At 70.9% G+C, this 21,219-nt stretch carries 19 protein-coding genes and 1 tRNA gene; 8 read left to right on the forward strand and 12 right to left on the reverse strand.

Going from position 1 to position 21,219, the window contains the following annotated elements:
• Positions 1–25: 25 nt before the first annotated feature.
• Positions 26–256, reverse strand: a complete 231-nt coding sequence (locus AB0J72_RS00360; protein ID WP_033365009.1) for a DUF3073 domain-containing protein — start codon at positions 254–256, stop codon at positions 26–28.
• A 197-nt stretch (positions 257–453) separates the two neighbouring features.
• Positions 454–1,512 (reverse strand): Glu/Leu/Phe/Val dehydrogenase dimerization domain-containing protein, encoded by a 1,059-nt coding sequence (locus AB0J72_RS00365; protein WP_363392717.1) that lies wholly within the window; start codon positions 1,510–1,512, stop codon positions 454–456.
• A 99-nt stretch (positions 1,513–1,611) separates the two neighbouring features.
• Here AB0J72_RS00365 and AB0J72_RS00370 point away from each other — a divergent pair, with 99 nt between their 5' ends.
• Positions 1,612–2,451 carry a hypothetical protein gene (locus tag AB0J72_RS00370; RefSeq protein WP_363392720.1) on the forward strand — a complete coding sequence of 280 codons (840 nt, stop codon included), beginning with the start codon at positions 1,612–1,614 and terminating at the stop codon, positions 2,449–2,451.
• 424 nt (positions 2,452–2,875) lie between these two features.
• The gene (locus AB0J72_RS00375) at positions 2,876–3,085 is read left to right on the forward strand and encodes a BldC family transcriptional regulator (protein WP_033365012.1); all 210 of its coding nucleotides are present in this window, start codon (positions 2,876–2,878) and stop codon (positions 3,083–3,085) included.
• Between the two features lie 118 nt (positions 3,086–3,203).
• On the opposite strand, the gene AB0J72_RS00380 is transcribed toward AB0J72_RS00375, so the two are convergent.
• Positions 3,204–3,584 (reverse strand): PPOX class F420-dependent oxidoreductase, encoded by a 381-nt coding sequence (locus AB0J72_RS00380; protein WP_363392724.1) that lies wholly within the window; start codon positions 3,582–3,584, stop codon positions 3,204–3,206.
• 102 nt (positions 3,585–3,686) lie between these two features.
• On the opposite strand from AB0J72_RS00380, the gene AB0J72_RS00385 reads away from it, so the two are divergent.
• Together AB0J72_RS00385 and soxR are read left to right on the forward strand one after the other, a co-directional pair.
• Positions 3,687–4,385 carry a glycosyltransferase family 2 protein gene (locus tag AB0J72_RS00385; RefSeq protein ID WP_344501204.1) on the forward strand — a complete coding sequence of 233 codons (699 nt, stop codon included), beginning with the start codon at positions 3,687–3,689 and terminating at the stop codon, positions 4,383–4,385.
• Positions 4,386–4,390: 5 nt separating this feature from the next.
• Entirely contained in the window at positions 4,391–4,846 is a 456-nt protein-coding gene (gene soxR, locus AB0J72_RS00390) for a redox-sensitive transcriptional activator SoxR (RefSeq protein WP_363392728.1), read from the forward strand.
• On the opposite strand, the gene AB0J72_RS00395 is transcribed toward soxR, so the two are convergent.
• Both AB0J72_RS00395 and AB0J72_RS00400 read right to left on the reverse strand, forming a co-directional pair.
• Positions 4,827–5,777 carry an NAD(P)H-quinone oxidoreductase gene (locus AB0J72_RS00395; RefSeq protein ID WP_363392730.1) on the reverse strand — a complete coding sequence of 317 codons (951 nt, stop codon included), beginning with the start codon at positions 5,775–5,777 and terminating at the stop codon, positions 4,827–4,829. The two genes, soxR and AB0J72_RS00395, sit on opposite strands and share 20 nt — an antisense overlap.
• Positions 5,740–6,315: a hypothetical protein gene (locus tag AB0J72_RS00400; RefSeq protein ID WP_363392733.1), complete on the reverse strand. Its 576-nt coding sequence runs from the start codon at positions 6,313–6,315 to the stop codon at positions 5,740–5,742. The genes AB0J72_RS00395 and AB0J72_RS00400 overlap by 38 nt, the downstream gene beginning before the upstream one ends.
• Before the next feature lie 280 nt (positions 6,316–6,595).
• On the opposite strand from AB0J72_RS00400, the gene AB0J72_RS00405 reads away from it, so the two are divergent.
• Positions 6,596–6,683, forward strand: a tRNA-Ser gene (locus AB0J72_RS00405).
• Positions 6,684–7,856: 1,173 nt separating this feature from the next.
• Here the strand turns inward: AB0J72_RS00405 and AB0J72_RS00410 are convergent.
• The 7 genes from AB0J72_RS00410 to AB0J72_RS00440 all read right to left on the reverse strand — a co-directional run bounded on the left by AB0J72_RS00410 (position 7,857) and on the right by AB0J72_RS00440 (position 16,570).
• The gene (locus tag AB0J72_RS00410; RefSeq protein WP_363392736.1) at positions 7,857–8,612 is read right to left on the reverse strand and encodes a 2-phosphosulfolactate phosphatase; all 756 of its coding nucleotides are present in this window, start codon (positions 8,610–8,612) and stop codon (positions 7,857–7,859) included.
• A 2-nt stretch (positions 8,613–8,614) separates the two neighbouring features.
• Positions 8,615–11,116: a phosphoribosylformylglycinamidine synthase subunit PurL gene (gene purL, locus AB0J72_RS00415; RefSeq protein WP_363392739.1), complete on the reverse strand. Its 2,502-nt coding sequence runs from the start codon at positions 11,114–11,116 to the stop codon at positions 8,615–8,617.
• The gene (purQ, locus tag AB0J72_RS00420) at positions 11,113–11,793 is read right to left on the reverse strand and encodes a phosphoribosylformylglycinamidine synthase subunit PurQ (RefSeq protein WP_354889879.1); all 681 of its coding nucleotides are present in this window, start codon (positions 11,791–11,793) and stop codon (positions 11,113–11,115) included. Before purQ ends, purL begins: the two co-directional genes overlap by 4 nt.
• Positions 11,790–12,050, reverse strand: coding sequence for a phosphoribosylformylglycinamidine synthase subunit PurS (purS, locus tag AB0J72_RS00425; protein ID WP_363392742.1), 261 nt, complete (start codon positions 12,048–12,050; stop codon positions 11,790–11,792). The genes purQ and purS overlap by 4 nt, the downstream gene beginning before the upstream one ends.
• 174 nt (positions 12,051–12,224) lie before the next feature.
• Complete coding sequence (gene purB, locus AB0J72_RS00430) at positions 12,225–13,643, reverse strand: adenylosuccinate lyase (RefSeq protein ID WP_363392745.1); 1,419 nt, start codon at positions 13,641–13,643, stop codon at positions 12,225–12,227.
• Positions 13,644–13,671: 28 nt separating this feature from the next.
• Complete coding sequence (locus AB0J72_RS00435; protein ID WP_363392748.1) at positions 13,672–15,261, reverse strand: sugar ABC transporter permease; 1,590 nt, start codon at positions 15,259–15,261, stop codon at positions 13,672–13,674.
• A gap of 34 nt (positions 15,262–15,295) precedes the next feature.
• Positions 15,296–16,570 (reverse strand): acetyl-CoA C-acetyltransferase, encoded by a 1,275-nt coding sequence (locus tag AB0J72_RS00440; RefSeq protein WP_363392750.1) that lies wholly within the window; start codon positions 16,568–16,570, stop codon positions 15,296–15,298.
• Positions 16,571–16,658: 88 nt separating this feature from the next.
• On the opposite strand from AB0J72_RS00440, the gene AB0J72_RS00445 reads away from it, so the two are divergent.
• Genes AB0J72_RS00445 through AB0J72_RS00455 form a run of 3 tightly spaced genes read left to right on the forward strand, consistent with a single transcriptional unit; the run spans position 16,659 to position 21,208 of the window.
• Positions 16,659–17,972: a 3-oxoacyl-ACP reductase gene (locus tag AB0J72_RS00445; protein WP_363392753.1), complete on the forward strand. Its 1,314-nt coding sequence runs from the start codon at positions 16,659–16,661 to the stop codon at positions 17,970–17,972.
• Positions 17,973–17,982: 10 nt separating this feature from the next.
• Complete coding sequence (locus AB0J72_RS00450; RefSeq protein ID WP_363392756.1) at positions 17,983–18,798, forward strand: MaoC/PaaZ C-terminal domain-containing protein; 816 nt, start codon at positions 17,983–17,985, stop codon at positions 18,796–18,798.
• A 43-nt stretch (positions 18,799–18,841) separates the two neighbouring features.
• Positions 18,842–21,208: a hypothetical protein gene (locus AB0J72_RS00455; protein ID WP_363392759.1), complete on the forward strand. Its 2,367-nt coding sequence runs from the start codon at positions 18,842–18,844 to the stop codon at positions 21,206–21,208.
• Positions 21,209–21,219 lie beyond the last annotated feature (11 nt).

A 21,219-nucleotide genomic window follows, 5' to 3' on the forward strand; every position in this document is an offset into this window, starting at 1 on the left:
GCCCGTCAGCCGGGTAGACCGATGATCAACGACTCCGTGAGCGCCAATCGCTGTCGCTGGAGGAGTCGTCGTAGTTACCGTCGTCCTCGTCGTCGGCCTCATCGTCGACTTGATCGCCGGATCCGGCGTAGTCGTCGTAAGACTTCGGGCTGCCCGCGAGCTCGCGCTGCAACGCGTCGAGGTCGGTGTTTGGGGAGTGATACTTCAACTCCCTGGCCACCCTAGTCTGCTTGGCCTTCGCACGGCCGCGCCCCATGGCTCGACCCCCTCGCACAGAATTACGGGGCAGCCATTACCGGCAGGCCCCGACAACGTCAGGCATCTCTCGTGGCTCTTACGGTACATGTCGAGGGCACCTTTCGGCATCTCGCCCCTGCCGACCAATTCGGTGGCGTTGCTTACCCGACCGGACCGGTTGGGTAAGCACCACCGTCGTACCGTGGTCGTCACGTCTTACAAGAGGATCGTACGGAGCCTTCCGACGTCGGCCATCCGCCGTTCGGCGAGTCGGTCCGCGGCGGCCGCCGGCGGGACCCCCTCTGCCTCCGCGAGCTGCAGGATCTCCCGGGTGGTGTGGAAGATCCGGGCGGCCCGCTGCTGGGCCCGGGCGAAGTTGAAGCCTTCGATCTCGTCGGCCACCTGGATGACCCCGCCGGAGTTGACGACATAGTCCGGGGCGTAGAGCACGTCGCGCTCGGCGAGCAGTTTCTCCACCCCCGGGTGAGCCAGCTGGTTGTTCGCCGCGCCGGCGACGATCTTGGCGCGCAGCACGGCCACGGTCTCGTCGCTGAGCGCCCCGCCGAGCGCGCACGGCGCATACACGTCCAGGTCGGCCGCGACGAGATCCTCGCTGCTGCCGACCACGTCCACCTGCGGATACGTGGTGCGGACCCACTCCAGGGCGCGCTCGCTGACGTCGGTCGCGACGATCGACGCGCCGTCCTCGATGAGGTGCTCAGTGAGGTGCTTGCCGACCTTGCCGAGTCCGGCGATGCCGACCCGCCGGCCGGCGAGTGTCGGGCTGCCCCAGCGGTGCTCCGCGGCTGCCCGCATGCCCTGGAAGACCCCATAGGCGGTAAGGACCGACGAATCACCCGCGCCGCCGTGCGATTCGGAGCGTCCCGTGACGAACTTGGTCTCCTTCGCCACGACGTCCATGTCCTGCACATAGGTGCCCACGTCGCACGCCGTGTAGTAACGGCCACCGAGCGACTGGACGAACCTGCCGTAGGCCCGCAGCAGCGCCTCACTCTTGTCCTTGTCCGGGTCACCCCAGATGACGGCCTTGCCGCCGCCGAGGTCGAGGCCGGCGAGCGCGTTCTTGTACGCCATGCCGCGGGACAGGTCGAGCACGTCGTGCAGCGCGTCGTCCTCCGACGCGTACGGATAGAAGCGGGTCCCGCCCAACGCCGGTCCGAGCGCCGTCGAGTAGATGGCGATGATCGCGCGCAGGCCGGACGGCCGGTCGTGACAGAAGACGACCTGCTCGTGGCTGGTGGTGAAGACACCCATGGATGCTCCTGTGTCGGTGGGGGGCCCGATCCTCGTGAGACGGCGCCTGTACACCGACCCTAATACCGGCGACCGACAGTTTCGTGCGACGATCGGCCCGTGCCGTCGCTCTTCGCGTCATATCTGCGGGTGTACGAGCCGCTGGCCGCTTTCGATCGCGACCACCAGCTGTACTGGCGTCGCTACGTCAAGGAAGGCCGGGCGGTCGCGCTGTCCGACGGCCCCGGGCGGCAGCGGACGGCGGTCATCGAGGCGCTCGGGGCCGGCTGGACGCGCCTGCCCGACCTCCCCGACGAGGCCTATGTCCTGGAGGCCGACGACACCCTGCTCGTCTGCCCGTGGAACCTGCGCATCCGGGTCGCCGAGGCGGCGCTCACCGCCCGCGACGGCGTGCCGAGCGTGATCGCCGACGCCTTCGTCCCGCCGGTGCTCGCCGGCCTCGCGCAGACCGTCGTCGACGACTGGCGCAGCGGCGACAACGTCCTGGAGCGCGGCATGCCCCGGGTGCACGAGCAGGTCGCCACGTGGGGGGTGCCCCTGCGCTGGTTCGTCTTCGTCGACCTGGAGGAGCGCGAGCTGTCGCTGCGCCCCGGGCGGCGGGTGCTGCGCTACCGCACCGAGATCTCCAAGGCCCGCCGGCGGGCGCACCGGGCCTATGCGGTGCTGCGCCGGGCCATCGGCGACGCGCCGATCACGGTCGCGGTCGAGGAGACGGCGCGCTGGCTGGAGGAGTTCCACTCCCGCTCGATCGTCGAGCTGGACTACGGCGGCCTGGTCGGCCTGCTGTCCGACGAGACCCTCATCGAGGACGACTCGCCGGGCCTGGTGTCGGCGGGCCTGTCCAGCGTGGCCCGCGGCGACGCCGACGAGGCGACCGAGGTGTACGAGAAGCTGGTCGAGCGCTGGCGCGCCGTGCAGCTCCTGGAGCGCTGCAACTAATCCCCCGTCCGGCTTTCCCGGCCATCACACCCCGCACGCGTGGCGTCGCGGGGTGTTTTGTCGTGGAGTTCGATCACGGTAAATGTCCGAATCCCAACAGCCACGAACGGGTGTCACCCTTCGCAACCGAATCGCTCCGAAGTGGTGTCCGTTATGGGTTATTGGGAGGACTTTGTAGGCTACCGCTCACCCGGTCGAGTGAGCTAGATTCGTATCGGCTCACCCACAGAGCGTCACATCCGGTCCCGCTTTATCCCATTTCGTGTCACCAAAATGGGAAAATTCACTTATTCATCATCCGTCCATACAGGGACCTTCAGCCGTTCGGCCCATGTCGGACATCGGGGACTAGCCGGACCATAGGAAACGCGTCGGCCGGCGGGACCCCGTCCGACGTTCCTGGGTACCTGTGGAGGAGTGACCGATGCCATCTCGCACGCATGAGCCTGAGCCGTTGCTAACACCGGCTGAGGTCGCGTCGATGTTCCGCGTCGACCCGAAGACCGTCACCCGATGGGCGAAGGCGGGCAAGCTGAGCGCCATCCGCACCCTCGGAGGCCACCGCCGCTATCGCGAATCCGAGGTGCGCGCCCTGCTCCAGGGACAGATCCCGCAGCAGCGCCAGGGCGACTGAGGCGCAACCCTACCTCGCGCATCCCTCCGGTGCCAAAAAGACACGCTTGTTCCCGCGACGCGCTCGGATCGTCACCCCCCGGTGATCCGGGCGCGTTGCTTTGTGCGGAGACAGCCGTTCAGACCAGCGTGATCCGCACCCCGACCGTGCCGTCCTCGCCGCGCCGCCGGACGCTCATCCAGACGAAGAGGCGGCCACGCAGGCCGTACTTGCGCTTGATGAGCTCGCGGGCGGTGCGGCCGCCCTCCGGGCCGAGGATCGTCGCGTGTCCCGGCACCGCCTCGCCGGTCGGCACCCCCCGGACCGTGCACGGCGCCACCGTCACCGCGCCGTCCCGGCGCATCCGCTTCACCTTGCCGGAGTCGGCGACGGTCCAGATCACCAACGCGTCACCGTCGGGTGCCACCCACACCGGTGTCGGCACCGCGGTGCCGTCCCGCCGGAACGTCGTCACCGCGATGTACGCTTCGTCGCCCAGCCGCTTCGCCGCACTCGTCATAGGCCACACCGTACGTAGGTGCAAGCGCTCGTGGGGACATCACACGCGCGGGTGATGAAAGGCTAGTCTGATGGTCCCAACCAGAACTCTTCGGAGATCGTGATGAAGCTGTCGATCCTGATGCCGGTCTACAACGAGGAGGTCCGCGTCGCCGACGCCGTCAAGCAGGCGCTCGACGTGGACTATCCGACGGAGACCGAGCTTGTCATCGTCGACGACGGCAGCCGGGACCGCACCGCCGAGATCCTCAACGGGCTGCACGACGAGCGCATCCGCGTCGTCATCCACCCGAGGAACAAGGGCAAGGGCGCGGCCATCCGCACCGCGGTCGAGCACGCCACGGGCGACTACATGGTCATCCTCGACGCTGACCTCGAATACGACCCGCAGGACATCCCCAAGCTGCTCGAGCCGGTCCTCGACGGCCGCGCGACCGTCGTCTACGGCAACCGGACCTTCGGCAGCCACAGCTCGTTCTCGTTCTGGTACGTCATGGGCAACAAGGCCGTCACCACGGCCGCCAACATGCTGTACAACTGCTACCTCGGCGACCTCGAGACCTGCTTCAAGCTCATGCCCGTCGAGCTGTACCGGTCGCTGCAGATCAAGTCCGCCGGCTTCGGCATGGAGGCCGAGGTGACCGGCAAGCTGCTGCGCAACCGGCACCGCCCCTACGAGGTGCCGATCAGCTACCGCGCCCGCACCCGCGAAGAGGGCAAGAAGATCACCTGGAAGGACGGCGTCGAGGCGCTGTGGATCCTCTCCCGTGAGCGCGTCCGTAAGCCGTCGCACAAGCGCTGAGCCGCATGGCTGAGCTCCTCACGATCGGCGAGCTCTCGGCGCGCAGCGGGGTCGCGCCGTCCGCGCTGCGGTTCTACGAGAAGCTCGGCCTGATCCACTCCACCCGCACCGGCGGCAACCAGCGCCGGTACGAGCGCACCGAGCTGCGCCGGGTCTCGTTCATCAGGATCTCCGCGCAGGTCGGCATCCCCTTGGAGACGATCAAGGAGGCGCTGGCGTCGCTGCCGGCCAACCGCACCCCGACCCGCGCCGACTGGGCCCGGCTGTCCCGCAACTGGCGCGGCCACCTCGACGAGCAGATCGCGCTCCTGGAGCGGCTCCGCGACACCCTGACCGGCTGCATCGGGTGCGGCTGCCTCTCCCTGCGCAGCTGTACCCTCGCCAACACGGCCGACCGCCTCGCCTCCCGCGGCCCGGGCCCGGTGATCCTGACCGACCCTCCTACGGCCTCACCAGAATGATCTTGCCGAAGTGCTCGCTGGAGGCCATCAGCCGGTGCGCCTCCGCGGCGTCCGGCAAGGGGATCCTGCTGTGCACGACCGGCCCGACGATGCCCTCGTCCATCAGGGGCCAGACCTCCTCCCGTACACCTCGGATGATCGCCGCCTTCTGCGCCTTCGACCTGGACCGCAAGGCCGTCGCGGACACGCTGCCCCGCTTCGCCAGCAGCGCACCGAGGTCGAGCTCCGCCTTGCGGCCACCCTGCATGCCGATCACCACCAGGCGGCCACCCTCCTTGAGCGCCTTCACGTTGCCCTTGAGGTAGGCGCCGCCGATGATGTCGAGGATGACGTCGGCCCGCACCGTCTCGCTGAAGTCCTCGGCCGTGTAGTCGATCACCCGCTCGGCGCCGAGCTTCCTCAACGCCTCGTGCTTGGGCGCCCGGGCCGTCGTCACCACGTGCGCCCCGAGCGCCGCGCCCAGCTGCACCGCGAACGTGCCGATCCCGCTGCCGCCGCCGTGCACCAGCAGCGTCTCGCCCGGCTGGAGCCCCGCGACCTCGACGACGTTGGAGAAGACCGTCGCCGCCACCTCGGGCAGCGCCGCGGCGTCCTCGAGGCTCACGTTCCGCGGCACTGGCAGCACCTGCCCCGCCGACGCCACCGCCAGCTCCGCGTAGCCGCCACCCTCGATGAGGGCGCAGACCTCCTGCCCGGCCTGCCACTGCGGCGACCGGCTCTCGACGACCCGCCCCGACACCTCCATGCCCGGATACGGCGGCGCCCCCTCAGGCGGCGGATAGAGCCCCTGCCGCTGCAGCAGGTCGGCCCGGTTGACCCCGGCCGCGCGCACCTCGATCAGCACCTCACCGTCGGCCGGCACCGGATCGGGCACCTCGCTCCAGCGCAGTACCTCAGGACCACCAGCCTGCTCGATCGTGATCGCGCGCATGCCACCCATTTTGCGCCACGCGATGATCGTGCATCCACGCCGTCCACATCGGCCCCGGCTCCACCGGCGCTGTCTGTGTCGGCCCTGTCTGTGTCGGCCCCGCCGTGGGGCCCGCCGTGGGTCCTGTCGTCGGTCCCGTCGTCGGCTGCGCGGTCGGTCCGCCCGTCGGGTCGGTGGTCGGCTGGGTCGTCGGCTCCGGCACCGTCGTGGGCTCTGCCGTCGTTTGCGGCGTCTGTACAGCGGGAGCCCCCGCCCTCTCGACGCGCTTCGCCGGCTTCTTCGCCGTCTGCACCGGCCGCTGCTGCTGCACGACCCCCGGCACCGCCCGCACCGGCGGCGTGCCGAGCTCCAGGACCGGCTGGGGCGCGGCGGGCACCCCGTACATGTTGACGTCCACCACCGGCTCGGGCTTCGCCATCCCCTGCTCGGCCCGCTGCGACTGCGGCGCCGGCGCGCCCCGCTGCGGCGACTCCCACCCCGCCGCGCCGATCACCACCCCGAGCGCCGCCACCCCGACCCCACCCGCGACCAGCGCCACCAACGGATGCCTGACGATCCGCCGATGCCTGGTGACGTACGCTGCCCGTGGATCGTTGAAGAAGAGATGCATCCCTACCGGCCCCCGCCCGTGGTGTGTCTGTCACTCCCCCTGAGTCTGCGCAGCTCAAGCTAATGAGATGCGACATTTGGTGCGGAGTGTCACGATGTCATCTGGTCGCGGTCGCCCAGTCCGCCACTCGCCCACGACATCCGGCCTCCCTCACACGGGTGACCACCACCGCCCCGGGGCGATCTGGCAGACTGTTCGACGTTCCGCTGGAGGGCTCGCCTAGTGGCCGATGGCGCCGGTCTTGAAAACCGGTGAGGCGTTCCGCGTCTCCGTGGGTTCGAATCCCACGCCCTCCGCTGTGCCTCTGCGGCCTCCCGGCCGCGGTGGGGGATTCTCACCCCACGCCCCCAATGCTCGCTGCGCTCGCACCGCCAGCGCTGCCACGCGGCAGCCTCACGCGCGTGCGCGCCGCACCCCGGTGCTGGCCGCCGTCTGCAGACACTCGTGTTGCCAGACTCAGGTCCTGGCAGATGTCAGTGAACCGCGACTTGTGTGCCATGCACTCCCGCGAAGTCGCGGTTGACAGACATCTTGTCGGCATGATTTCCGGTCTTGAAACCGGCCAGGCGCTCCGCGTCTCCGTGGGCTCGAATCCCACGCCCTCCGCGCTGTAGTCACCCCCACCGCTCCGCGGGGGGTTCCCGCCCGCACCCAAGGCTCGCCGCTCGTGCACCGTCAGCGCTGCGGCGCGGCGGCCTCACACGCATGCGCGGCATCCCGGTGGTCGCCGCCTCCACGCCAGCAGTGTGGACGCCTCCGAAGCGATGCCTGCCACACGTTGCGACGTGTGGCAGGATGAGGGCGACTTGGGCGCCGATTCTCGCCAGAGTTCCCGGAATTACATAGAAATCGGCTTAAACCGAACCAGGCCTTCGACTCAACCAGAAGAGTCGTGAAAGCGGCATTCATCCCCGTCATTCCGGGTCTTTCATTCATCTAGTCATGTCCGACTCCCACCTGAACACGTACGGTGTTGAGACACCCACGTGGTCGGCAAGGGAGGTGATAAGACATGGACGCCCTCGCTCGAGAGGCGGGGCGGATGGTCCGAGAAATCCTGAAGGACTGGCCCCGAACCATCCGCGCATCGGTCCTGCTGACGGTAGCCGCCGCAGCTTGGACCTGCTACCACCTGGTGACCAAGTAGCGCACCGTCCAGCGTAAGCGCCACCGCCGCGAAGGCCAAGGTCGATGGCAACAGTTGGCCAACGCCGACGCATGGCCCCTCCGTCAGACTTCACCGGCGGAGGGGCCTTTGCGTGATTGTTGAACGGCAATTGTGCCAACACCTGGCAAGCCGTAAACGTGACCCGCAGCAGCCCGATCGGTCGTATGAAACAGCAACCACCGGGATGCGGCGCGCATGCGGGTGAGGCTGCCGCGCGCAGCGCTGGCAGTGCGAGCGCAGCGAGCATTGGGGTGCGGGTGAGAATCCCCGCCGGGGCCCCGCCGCGGAGCGGTGGGGGTGATTACTGCGCGGTGAAGGACTGGGCGGTGAGGAGGGGGACGGTGTCGGAGGTGCCGGACTGGGTGGCGAGGGTTACGTCGTCGGTGAAGCCGCGGGAGATGAGTTCCTGGCCGCTGACGCAGCGGCGGACCGCGGTTGGGACGTCGCGGACCGCGGCGAGGGCGGCGAGGGTGACCGCGGCCTCGACCGAGAGGGGTACGCCGTGCAGGGACAGGCCGTCCAGGACGGCGGCGGCGCCCAGGAGGTCCTCGACGCAGGGGCGGAGGGTGCCGTCGGGCCAGAGTTCGCCGGCGGCGACGACGCCGATGGGGGTGGACGGGGTGCCGTGGCCCTGGGCGTGCAGCCAGCCGGCCACGGCGGGCGCGTTGCGCAGGCAGGCGGCGATGACGGGGACGCCGGTGGAGGCGGCCGCGGAGCAGATGGAGGCGCCGTTGGGGGACGGCAGGACCAGCTCGGCCACGAAGGGGGCGGACTGCAGGGCGGCCGGTGAGAGGGACCACGGGGAGGTGGCGGAGACCTGCCTGCGGCCGACGGCGACGGCGGCGCCGATGCGGTCGGCGTAGGCGCGGGCCTGGTCGCTCCAGGGGAACGGGTGGACCCGGATACCGCGGCCGACGGCGATGTCGACCGCGGTGGAGAAGGACAGGACGTCGACGACGACGAGGACCGAGCAGACGCGCGCCAGCTCAGCGGCGCCGGCTGGGCCCCAGTCGAACCGGGTGCCCGAGCCGGGCTGGCTGAAGACGCCCTCGGTCATCGTCAGGCGTCGGATTCGTCCGGCGCGGCGTCCGGGGAGGGGGAGGCGGCGACGGGAGCGCCGGACACCGCGGACGGCACCTCGGGCACCTCGGGCGCGGCGACCGGATCGAAGATCCCGGTCTTGGAACCGCCCGAAGAATCCGAACCAACCGAAGAATCCGAATTGTCCGAAGAGGTGGAATTGTCCGAAGCAGCGGAAGCCGGCGGCTCGTACGCGGGAGCCTCCGTCGACACCTCGCCGAAGAGCGACGGCAGCGTGCCCTTCCACGCGGAGCGCATCTCGTCCAGGGAGATCGTGAACTGCCCCCGCACGTCCAGCGCCCGGCTGCGGCCGTCGACCGTGCCGATGGCGGTCGCCGGCAGGCCGTGCTGGGCGCAGAGCGCCGTGAAGGCCTGCTCGTGGCCGCGCGGCACCGAGACCAGCGCCCGGGCCGTCGACTCGGAGAAGAGCGCGACGAACGGGTTCAGCCCCTCCGGCAGCGTGATGTTGGCGCCGTGGTCGTAGCGCAGCGTCGTCTCGACGAGGGCCTGGGCCAGGCCGCCGTCGGAGAGGTCGTGCGCCGAGGAGAGGTGGCCGCGCTCGCCCGCCTCGGTGAGGACGGAGGCGAGGATGCGCTCGCGGACCAGGTTGACCCTGGGCGGCTGGCCGCCGAGGTGGTTGTGCGTCACCCAGGCCCACTCGGAGCCGGACAGCTCCTCCTGCGTCTCGCCGAGCAGCATGATCACGTCGCTGTCGCCGCCGAAGCCCATCGGGACGCGGCTGCCGACGTTGGAGATCACGCCGAGGACGCCGACGACCGGGGTCGGGTGGATGGCCTGCGAGCCGGTGGAGTTGTAGAAGCTGACGTTGCCGCCGGTGACGGGGATGCCGAGCTCGGCGCAGCCGTCGGCGAGGCCCCGGACCGCTTCGGCGAACTGCCACATGACCTGCGGGTCCTCCGGCGAGCCGAAGTTGAGGCAGTTGGTCACGGCGAGCGGCGTCGCGCCGGAGGCGGCCACGTTGCGGTACGACTCGGCGAGGGCGAGCTTCGCGCCGTTGTACGGGTCGAGCCGGGCGAAGCGGGCGTTGCCGTCGACGGACAGCGCGATGCCGAGGCCGGTCTGCTCGTCGATGCGGATGATGCCCGAGTTCTCCGGCTGGGCGAGGATCGTGTTGCCCTGCACGTAGCGGTCGTACTGCTCGGTGACCCAGCTCTTGTCGCACAGGTTGGGGCTGGCGGCCAGGCGCAGCAGCGTCTCGCGCAGCTCCACGCCGCTGCGCGGCCGGGGCAGCGTCTCGGCCCGGTCGGCCTGCAGCAGGATCAGGTCGGCGGGCTCGCGCATCGGCCGGGCGTAGACCGGGCCGTCGTCGACGAGGGAGCCGGGCGGGACGTCGACGACGATCTCGCCGTGCCAGGTGATGACCAGGCGGCCGCCCTCGGTGACGTGGCCGATCGCGGTGGCGATGACGCCCCAGCGCTCGGCGACGCGGAGCACCTCGTCGAGCTTCGACGGCTCGACGATGAGGAGCATGCGCTCCTGCGACTCGCTGGCGAGGACCTCCTGCGGGTCCATCGAGGCCTCGCGCAGGGGCACCAGGTTGAGGTTGATGTCCATGCCGGTGCCGGCGGACGCGCTCGTCTCGGTCAGCGCGCAGGTGAGGCCCGCGCCGCCGAGGTCCTGCACGCCGACGATGAGCTCCCGCTCGTACAACTCGAGGCAGCTCTCGATGAGCAGCTTCTCGATGAACGGGTCGCCCACCTGCACGGACGGGCGCCGGGCCGGGCCGTCGCTGTCGAAGGTGGCGCTGGCCAGCACCGACACGCCGCCGATGCCGTCGCGGCCGGTCTTGGCGCCGAGCAGGACGACGACGTTGCCGGGGCCGTGCGCCTCTTTGTTCTGCAGCCGGTTGACCGGCAGCACGCCGACGCACAGCGCGTTGACCAGCGGGTTGCCCTGGTAGCAGGGGTCGAAGACGACCTCGCCGCCGATGTTGGGCAGGCCGAGGCAGTTGCCGTAGCCGCCGACGCCCGCGACGACCCCGGGCAGGACGCGCTTGGTGTCCTCGTGGTCGGCGGCGCCGAAGCGCAGCGGGTCCATCACGGCGACCGGGCGGGCGCCCATGGCGAGGATGTCGCGGACGATGCCGCCGACGCCGGTCGCCGCACCCTGGTAGGGCTCGACGAAGCTCGGGTGGTTGTGCGACTCGACCTTGAACGTGACCGCGATCTCGTCGGAGATCCGGATGACCCCGGCGTTCTCTCCGATGCCGGCCAGCATCAGGTCCGACTTCGGCGCCTTCTCGCTGAACTGCCGCAGGTGGACCTTGCTGCTCTTGTACGAGCAGTGCTCGCTCCACATGATCGAGTACATGGCGAGCTCGGACGACGTGGGGCGGCGGCCGAGGATCTGCTTGATCCGCTCGTACTCGTCCTCGCGGAGGCCGAGCTCCTCGTAGGGCTGCTCCTCGTCGGAGGTCTCAGTGGCGTGCGAGACGGTGTCGAAACCCGTTGTGGCGGTCATACACGAGCTCCCAGGTGTGCGAGCACGGACGTGAAGATGCCCAGCCCGTCGATCGACGGGCCGGTCAGCACCTCGACCGCGTGCTCCGGGTGGGGCATGATCCCGACGACGTTGCCGGCAGCGTTGGTGATGGCGGCGATGTCGTGCAGCGAGCCGTTGGGGTTGCCGCGGATGTACCGCGCGACGACCCGACCCTCGCCTTCGAGCTCGTCGAGCGTGTGCTCGTCGGCCATGTAGCAGCCTTCGCCGTTCTTGACCGGGATGACGATCTCCTGGCCGTGCTGGAACCCGCCCGTCCACGCGGTCGCGGTGCTCTCCACGCGCAGCGACTGGTCCCGGTTGCGGAAGTGCAGGTGCTGGTTGCGGGTCAGCGCACCCGGCAGCAGGTGGGCCTCGCACAGCACCTGGAAGCCGTTGCAGATGCCGAGCACGGGCAGGCCGTCGCTGGCCGCCTTGATGATCGACTCCATCACGGCGGAGAACCGGGCGATCGCGCCGGCGCGCAGGTAGTCGCCGTACGAGAAGCCACCCGGCAGGATGACGGCGTCCACGCCGTACAGCTCGGAGTCCGCGTGCCAGAGCGAGATCGGCACGGCGCCGGTCAGGTGCACGGCACGGGCGGCGTCCCGGTCGTCGAGCGAGCCGGGGAACGTGACGACACCGATCCTGGCGGTCACTGCTGCTCGCTCTCGGCCGGCGTCTCCTCGACCCGCAGGGTGAAGTCTTCGATCACCGGGTTGGCGAGGAGCTTGTCGGCGATCTCGCGGGCCCGGTCGAGGTCGGCGGCGCCGTCGAACTCGATCTCGATCCGCTTGCCGATGCGCACGGATGCCACGTCGGCGACGCCGAGACGTGGCAGCGCGTTCGCGACCGCCTGACCCTGGGGGTCCAAGATCTCCGGTTTGAGCATGACGTCCACCACGACGCGGGCCACGGGGCACTCCTGACAGTTGAGTCGGGCGCTCGAGGGCGAGCGACACGAGCCTACCGGGCGGGGCAACGCCGCAGATCACCGGCCGTGTCACGGTCAGGTACATCACGCGGCGTGGCCCGAACACATCGCCCGACACGCATCTTAGCGGCCCGCTCCGATGTCAAGATCTTCTGCTCACAGGATGGGCGGCGGCACGTACGCCCCCGCCTCGGGGTGCTCCGCCAGCACCGCCTGGATCTGCTCGACAATCGCGCTGACCTGGGCTGATGCCGCCCCGACGAACTGCTGCGGGTCGGCCACCAGAGCGTCGATCTCGTCCTGTGTCAACCGTAGCCGCTCGTCGCCGGCCAGCCGCCGCAGGAGGTCGTTGTCCTGGATGCCCTTTTCGCGCATGGCGAGCGCCACCGCGACGGCGTGCTCCTTGATCGCTTCGTGAGCATCCTCACGGCCCACGCCGCGTGAGACGGCCGCCACCAGGACCCGCGTGGTCGCCAGGAACGGCAGGTAGCGGTCCAGCTCCCGGGCGACGACCGCCGGATACGCCCCGAACTCGTCCAACACGGTCAGGAACGTGGCGAACAGCCCGTCGACGGCGAAGAACGCGTCCGGCAGCGCCACCCGGCGGACCACCGAGCACGACACGTCGCCCTCGTTCCACTGGTCGCCGGCCAGCTCGCCGACCATCGACAGGTAGCCCCGGGTGATCACGGCGAGCCCGTTGACCCGCTCGCACGAGCGCGTGTTCATCTTGTGCGGCATCGCCGACGACCCGACCTGGCCCTGCTTGAAGCCCTCGGTGGCCAGCTCGTAGCCGGCCATGAGCCGGATCGTGGTCGCCAGGCTCGACGGCCCCGCGACCGCCTGCGCGAGCGCCGACACCACGTCGAAGTCCAGCGAGCGCGGGTACACCTGGCCGACGCTGGTCAGCACGGTGCCGAACCCGAGGTGCTCCGCCACCCGCCGCTCCAGCTCCGCGGCCTTCCCGGCGTCACCGCCGAGCAGGTCCAGCTGGTCCGCCGCCGTGCCGACCGGGCCCTTGATCCCCCGCAGCGGATAGCGCCGCAGGAGGTCGTCGATTCGCCGGTACGCGATGAGCAGCTCCTCGGCGGCACTGGCGAACCGCTTGCCGAGGGTGGTCGCCTGCGCCGCCACGTTGTGCGACCGGCCGACCATGACCAGGTCGTCGTACTGCCGGGCCCGCGCCGCGAGCCGGGCGAGCGCCGCCACCATCCGGTCCCGGACCAGCTCCAGCGACCTGCGGATCTGCAGCTGCTCGACGTTCTCGGTCAGGTCGCGCGAGGTCATGCCCTTGTGGATGTGCTCGTGCCCGGCGAGCGCGGAGAACTCCTCGATCCGCGCCTTCACGTCGTGCCGGGTGACCCGCTCCCGCTCCGCGATGCTGTGCAGGTCGACGTCGTCGAGCACCCGCCGGTAGTCCTCGACCACCCCGTCCGGCACCGCCACCCCGAGGTCCCGCTGCGCGGTGAGCACGGCCAGCCACAGCCGCCGCTCCAACCGCACCTTCTCCTCAGGCGACCAGATCGCCACGAGCTCCGGCGACGCATACCGACCAGCAAGCACATTAGGAATCACGTGCCCTATTGTCTCCCGCCCGGTGCGCCTAGGTGCGGGGCGGGTGGTCGCGTTCGGGGAGGCCGACGCGCAGGGCGACGCGGTCCAGGTACAGCAGCTGCGCGGCGACCACGGCCAGGAAGAGCAGGACGAGCAGCCACAGCGGGAGCAGCGGCGCGTAGGGCAGGGGGGCGTTCGCGCCGCCGCGCATGAACAGGGTCTGCACGAGGGCGTTCTGCGCGGTCGGGTGGTCGCCGGCGGCGGTGACCAGGGGCCAGATCAGGTCCTGGGCCTGGACCAGCCACGTCGCCACGTACGCCAGCGCCAGCATCGGCAGCGCGGGCAGCAGGACGCCGGTCCAGGGGGCGCGGTGCCCCTCCTGCAGCAGGACCTCGCGGCGCTGGGCCTGGCCGCGGAAGAGCAGCGCGAGGATGAACAGGGCCGGGATCGCCACGCGGGACGGCGGGATGAGGCCGATGAAGGAGTCCAGGCGGTCGGCGGTGACGCCGGCAGCGAAGTTGCGCAGCGCGAGCGGGGCGGAGCCGACGAAGAGGAACAGGCCGAAGGGCAGCAGCAGCCACTCGCTGTGCCGGCCGAAGGGGCGCAGGCCGCTGATGCCGAACGCGGCCAGGGCGGCGACGGTGACCCCGATCAGGGTGGAGACGACCGGTGGCAGCCAGGTGTTGACCCAGGTGGAGGGGGCGCCGGGGCGGCCGGTGTCGGTGATGTGCGACAGCCAGGGGCCCAGGCCGGAGATGACCGTGCCGAGGGTGGCGAGCAGCAGGACGCCGCCGACGATCCACGGCACGAGCGGCGGGTTCTTCTGTACGCGAGGGACGGCGGGGTCCACCTCCAGGCGGGTGCCGGGCAGGATCACCAGCAGGGTGGCGGCGAGGCCGAGCAGGATCAGCGGCACGAGGAGCGTCACGGAGGCGGCCGCGCCGACGCCGAAGGTCATCGTGCGGAAGGAGGTCTCGTACATGAGGCGGGCCGGGCTGAGGTCGGCCCTGGTGCCGAAGCCGCCGATGAAGGAGTACGTGAAGTCCTGCAGCGCGACCGCGACGACGGTGAGCACGGCCAGGCCGGCGACGACCAGCGCGGCGGGGATCGGGCTGCGGCCGGAGTCGAGGGTGCGGCGGCGCAGCGCGGCCAGGTAGGCGGTCGCGGCGAGCGCGACGACCAGGCCGAACGTGCCCAGCCAGTACGACGCCCGGGTGGACGACTCGCGCAGCGCGACGGCGATCGCCACGGGGGCGAAGGCCACGAGGGGCAGGGCGAGGGCGACCCGGGTGACCCACCGCGCCCACGTGCCGCCGGCGTGCGCGGCCCAGGCGATGGCCGGCGCCAGCAGCAGGACCAGCAGGATCGGCACGACGGCGAGGCTCAGGGTGAACCAGTGCGCGTCGGCGAGCCCGCGCTCGTACGCGGTGTCGTAGTTGTCCCAGCCGACGCTGTCGCCGCCCTCGGTCAGCCGCAGCCCGTTGAGCTTGCGGAAGCTGGACGTGACGGTCCAGTACAGCGGCTCGACGTAGGACGTCAGGAGCAGGACGAACGCGGGCAGGGTGAGGATCAGGCCGACGGCGACCTGCCAGCCGGGTCGGGGCGTCGGCGGCCGGAGCATCGTCGGCTGGATCGTCATGCCGTCAACGATATGGGTGAATCAGGACCGCCGCTCACCTGGACAGGATCGCGGTCACCCCTTGCCCGCCGGCGGCGCAGATGGAGATGAGGCCGCGCCCGGAGCCGCGCTCCGCGAGGAGCTTGGCCAGGGTCGCCACGATCCGGCCGCCGGTCGCGGCGAACGGGTGGCCGGCGGCGAGGGAGGAGCCGTTGACGTTGAGCCGGGAGCGGTCGACGGCGCCGAGCGGCTCGTCGAGGCCGAGGCGCTCCTTGCAGAACGCCGGGTCCTCCCACGCCTTCAGGGTGGCGAGGACCTGCGACGCGAACGCCTCGTGGATCTCGTAGAAGTCGAAGTCCTGCAGCTTGAGGCCGGTGCGGGCGAGCATGCGCGGGACCGCGTACGCCGGCGCCATCAGCAGGCCGTCGCCGCCGTGCACGAAGTCGACCGCCGCGGTCTCCGCCGTGTCGAACCAGGCGAGCACCGGGAGGTTGCGCGAGGCGGCCCACTGCTCGGACGCCAGGAGCACGACCGCCGCGCCGTCCGTCAGCGGTGACGAGTTGCCGGCGGTCATGGTCGCCGACTTCCCGCGGCCGAAGACGGGCTTCAGCGTGCCGAGGCGGTCCAGGGAGGTGTCGGGGCGCAGGTTCTGGTCGCGTTGGAGGCCGAGGTACGGCGTGACCAGGTCGTCGAAGAAGCCGCGCTGGTAGGCGGCGGCGAGCTGCAGGTGCGACGCGAGCGCCAGCTCGTCCTGGGCGCCCCGGGTGATCCCGAACTCCAGCGCGGTCAGCGCGGCGGAGTCGCCCATCGACAGCCCGGTGCGGGGCTCGGCGTTGCGCGGGATGTCGGGCTTGAGCTGGGTCGGGCGCAGCTTGCTGACCGCGCGGAGCCGCGCGCCGAGCGACCGGGCCCGGTTGAGCTCCATGAAGACCCGCCGCATGTCCTCGTTGACGCCGAGGGGCGCGTCGGAGGTGGTGTCGACGCCACCGGCGATGCCGGCGTCGATCTGGCCGAGGGCGATCTTGTTGGCGACGAGGATGGCGGCCTCGAGACCGGTTCCGCACGCCTGCTGGACGTCGTACGCGGGAGTCCGCGGGTCGAGGCGGGACCCGAGCACGGATTCACGCGTCAGGTTGAAATCACGGCTGTGCTTGAGCACCGCACCCGCCGCGACCTCGCCGAGTCGCACTCCTGCCAGGCCGAACCGCGCCACGAGTCCGTCTATAGCGGCAGTCAGCATGTCCTGGTTTGATGCAGTGGCGTAGGCACTGCCCGAGCGCGCGAAGGGGATGCGATTACCGCCGACGATCGCCACTCGATTCGGGGCCATCGGATTCTCCTCCAGTGCGACGGGCAGGCCGGCGTTAGCCTACTGGTGAGTAGGTTAGCGCGATTGTTGTGACTGGGGAGGCACTGCAATGTCCGATCGTTACGCCAGCTTCGCCCACTCGGGCGCCGGGAAGTTCTTCGTCAGGCGGCTCGGCCTGCCCGACCCGCCCAGGCTGCGGCGGCACGATCCGGGCTCGGCGCCCGTCGACGGGCAGGTCGTGGTCAGCGGCGGCGGGCGCCTCGTCGAGCCGGTCCGCGAGCTGCTGGAGAAGCTGGCGGCGCCGTCGGAAGGGCCCACCGCGGCGCTCGTGTTCGACGCCACCGCCATCGTCGACACGGACGGCCTGCGCACCCTGTACGACTTCTTCCACCCGCTGATCCGCACGCTGCGCTCGTCCGGGCGGGTCGTCGTGCTCGGCAGCCAGCCGGAGCTGTGCGCCGACGCCCGCGAGGCCACCGCCCAGCGGGCCCTCGAGGGCTTCGTGCGGTCCGTCGGCAAGGAGGTCGGCCGGGGCGGCACCGCGCAGCTGGTCTACGTCGCGCCCGGCGCCGAGGAGGCGATCGAGTCGACGCTGCGGTTCCTGCTGTCGGGGCGTTCGGCGTACGTGTCGGGGCAGGTCATCCGGGTCGGGCCGGCCGCGATCGACGTGCCGGAGGACTGGGACCAGCCGCTCGTCGGCAAGACCGCGATCGTCACCGGCGCCGCCCGGGGCATCGGCGCGGCGATCGCCCGCGTGCTCACCCGCGACGGCGCGCACGTGGTCTGCCTCGACGTGCCCGCGGCCGGCGAGGACCTCACCCGGGTCGCCAACGAGCTCAAGGGCACCGCGCTGCAGCTCGACCTCACCGCCGCCGACGCGCCGCGGCGGCTCGCGGACTTCATCGCGACCCGGCACGTGCACGCCGACATCTTCGTGCACAACGCCGGCATCACCCGCGACAAGACGCTCGGCCGGATGGAACCCGTCCAGTGGCAGTCCGTCCTCGACGTCAACCTCGGCAGCCAGGAGCGGATCAACGAGGTGCTCCTCGCGGAGAAGCTGCTCGGCGGCAACGGCCGGATCGTCGCCGTCTCGTCCGTCTCCGGCATCGCCGGCAACCGCGGCCAGACCAACTACGCCACGTCCAAGGCCGGCGTCATCGGCCTCGTGCAGGCGCACGCGCCGGCGCTCGCCGCGGCCGGCCTGACCCTCAACGCGGTCGCGCCCGGCTTCATCGAGACGAAGATGACCGCCGCGATGCCCATGTTCATCCGCGAGGCAGGCCGCCGCATGAACAGCATGTCGCAGGGCGGCCTGCCCGTCGACGTGGCCGAGACCATCGCGTGGCTGGCGCACCCGGCGTCCGGCGGGGTCAACGGCAACGTCGTCCGGGTGTGCGGGCAGAGCCTGCTGGGGGCGTGACGTGGATCGGATGCCCGGCCTCGGGCCTTCGTACCGGGCCGCGGTGCTGCGGCGCGGGGTCGCCGCGGATCCCGTGCTGCCCGACCGTGAACTCACCGTCGAGAGCGTCGCCGTCGACCGGACGCACCTGGCGGAGTACGACCGGGTCTGCGGCTTCCGGCTCCGCGACGAGCTGCCCGCCACCTACCTGCACGTCGTCACGTTTCCGCTGGCCATGGCGCTGATGACCGCCCCGGACTTCCCGTTCCCGGTGCTCGGGCTCGTGCACGTGGCGAACCGGATCGAGGTCCTCCGTCCGCTGCCGGCCTCTGGTGTCTATTCGGTGTCGGTACGGGCCGAGACCCTCCGACCGCACGACCGCGGCCTGCAGCTCGACCTGGTCACGACGGCGACGATCGACGGGGATCCGGTCTTCTCCGACACGTCCACCTACCTCCGCCGGACCGGCTCGGGAGCTTCGGCGGCTTCCGCCCGGCCGGCCGCCGATCCGCCGGCACCGAACGCCGTGTGGCGGGTGCCACGGCGGGTAGGCACCGACTACGCGGCCGTGTCCGGCGACCGCAACCCGATCCACACCTCGCGCCTGCTGGCGAAGGTGTTCGGCTTCCCCCGCACGATCGCGCACGGCATGTGGACCAAGGCCCGCTGCCTCGCCGCGCTGGAAGGGCGCCTGCCCGACGCGTACACCGTGGACGTCGCCTTCAAGACGCCGATCCCGCTGCCCGCCACGGTCGGCTTCACCGCGGTCGCGCAGGGTGATGGCTGGGACTTCGGGGTGCATGATGGGCGTTCCGGCAGGCCGCACCTGACCGGAACCGTCAGGTAACCTGCTCAGCGCCAAACGCCATTGTCTCGGGGGGCTCAAGACCGTGCAGACGCCGACCGAAGCCACCGCACCCGCCGCGCCCTCGCCGAGCAGCTCGCCCGCCGGCCCGGACCGCGGCCGGCTGCACGGCGTGCTGACGTCCGGCTGGCTGCCCGCCGGGCTGCTGTGGCTGGTGACGGTCGCGACCCTGTGGTTCTTCGAGGTCCCGCCCGCGACCACGGTCGTGTTCACGCTGTACCTGGCGGCCGGCATCGCGCTGCCGGGCACGCTGTGGTGGCGCTTCTTCCACCGCAGCGGCGGGTTCTTCGTCGCCGACGTCGCGGCCGGCCTCGCGCTCGGCTACGTCGGTGAGGTCTTCGTCTACATCGGCGCCCGGCTGCTCGGGCTGCCGCTGCTGGTGCTCGCCTGGCCGATCGGCACGGTGGCGGTGTTCCTGCTGGTGCCGTCGCTGCGCCGGTACTGGCGGACCGCCGCCGACGCCCCGGTGCCGCCGCTGCTGTGGCGCTGGGCACTCACGCTGATCGCCGGCATGACGCTGCTGTGGAGCTTCAAGTTCTACCGGCAGTACGGGCTGCGCTATCCGTACAACTCGACCCCCGACACCGACTCCACCTTCCACCTCGCGCTCCTCGGCGAGGCGAAGCACCACATGCCGATGGTGATCCCGTGGATCACCGACGAGCCGCTCTACTACCACTGGTTCGTCTACCCCGAGATGGCCGCGTCCAGCTGGGTGACGGGGATCGAGCCGCAGGTCCTGCTGCTGCGGCTGTCGGTGCTGCCGATGCTGATGGCGTTCGCCGTGCTCATCGCCGTGCTGGCCCGCAAGGTCACCGGCGGCTGGTGGAGCGGCGTCGCGGCGAGCGTGCTGACCCTGTTCGCGCTGTCACCCACCCCGTACAACTGGGTGGCCTGGGACTTCTTCGTGAACCTCGCGTTCAGCACCCTCGAGGACGGCTCGTCGCTGCGGCTCACCGTGTGGACCGGGCCGACCCAGACCTTCGGCGCGCTGCTCATGGTGCCGCTGATGATCGTGCTCGTCGACCGGCTCCGGGCCCCGGCCCGGGAGTGGCGCGACCCGCGCGGGTGGCTGCTCTTCACCCTCCTGCTGTGCGGGGTAATGGGCGCCAAGGCGATCTACCTGCCGCTGCTGTTCTGCGGGCTGCTGCTGGTCGTCGCCGTCGAGCTGGTCTTCCACCGCACCCTGCACCGCGGCGCCCTGACCGGCCTCGGCATCACGTTCGGCGGGCTGGTCTTCGCGCAGCTCGTGCTCTTCGGCGGCACCAGCCAGGGCACCGAGCTCAAGCCGTTCACCGCGCTCGTCGCCGGCGCCCTCGCCGGCACCACCGGCTACCGGGACAAGCTCGTCCTCGGCGTCCTGCTCATCTTCTGCTGGGTGTGCATCTGGGGCGGGCTCGCCGGCCTGGTGCGCCGCCGCCTGCCCGAGCCGGCGGTCGTGGCCATGATCGGGGTCGGCGTCGCCGGCGCCGCCGCCACGCTCCTGACCGGCCAGTCCGGCGACAGCCAGCGGTTCTTCGTCGAGGGCGGCCGGCCGTACCTCGCCGTCGCCGCGATCGTCGGCCTCCACGCGCTGCTGCCCGCCGGGCGGATGACCGTCCGCCGCGCGGGGGCGCTGATCGGCTTCGTCGTGCTCGGCATGGCCATCACCCAGGTCGTCATACGCGCCGGCCGCACCGACGTGCCCACCGTCCACAACACCGGCTCCGAGGCGGCGCTGACCCGCGCCGTCGTCCTGCCCTACGCGGCGCTCGCGGTCGCCGCGGTCGTCGTCGCGGTCGCGCTGCTGCTCGCCCGGCGGCGGCTGCCTGCGCTGCGGGGCATGACGGTCGCCCTGGTCGTCGCCCTGCTCGCGGGCTTCGCGATCAACACGACGTTCCAGAACTACTACCAGCTCCTCTGGGACTCGCAGCACACCGGCTGGAAGAACGTCGTCAACGCCAAGGGTGAGGTCATCGTCTCCGAGGGCGTCCTGGAGGCCGGCCGCTGGCTGCGCGACCACTCCGACCCCGACGACCTCGTCGCCACCAACGCGCACTGCCAGCTGTGGAACAAGGAGTGCTCGGATCTGCACTTCTCGATGACGGCGTACAGCGAGCGGCGCATGCTCGTCGAGGGCTGGGGCTTCACCACGACCGCCCACGTCGAGGCCGAGCGGCTCGGCATGTGGGTCGGATCCATCCCCTACTGGCGCCCCGAGATCCTCGCGGACAATGACGCAGCGTTCAGCCGCCCATCACCCCAAACGGTGGGCATCCTGCGCGACCGCTACGGGGTACGCTGGCTGTTCGTTGACGAAAGCCAGAACAACGTTTCACCACAACTGTCGGCCTTCGCTACCGAACGTTACCGGTCGGGGGTCGCCGTGGTGTATGAACTGCCGTCGGCATGACCACACACCAT

Origin of the sequence: Dactylosporangium sp. NPDC049742, from assembly GCF_040674675.1 — a bacterium.
GTDB classification, from domain to species: domain Bacteria; phylum Actinomycetota; class Actinomycetes; order Mycobacteriales; family Micromonosporaceae; genus Dactylosporangium; species Dactylosporangium maewongense.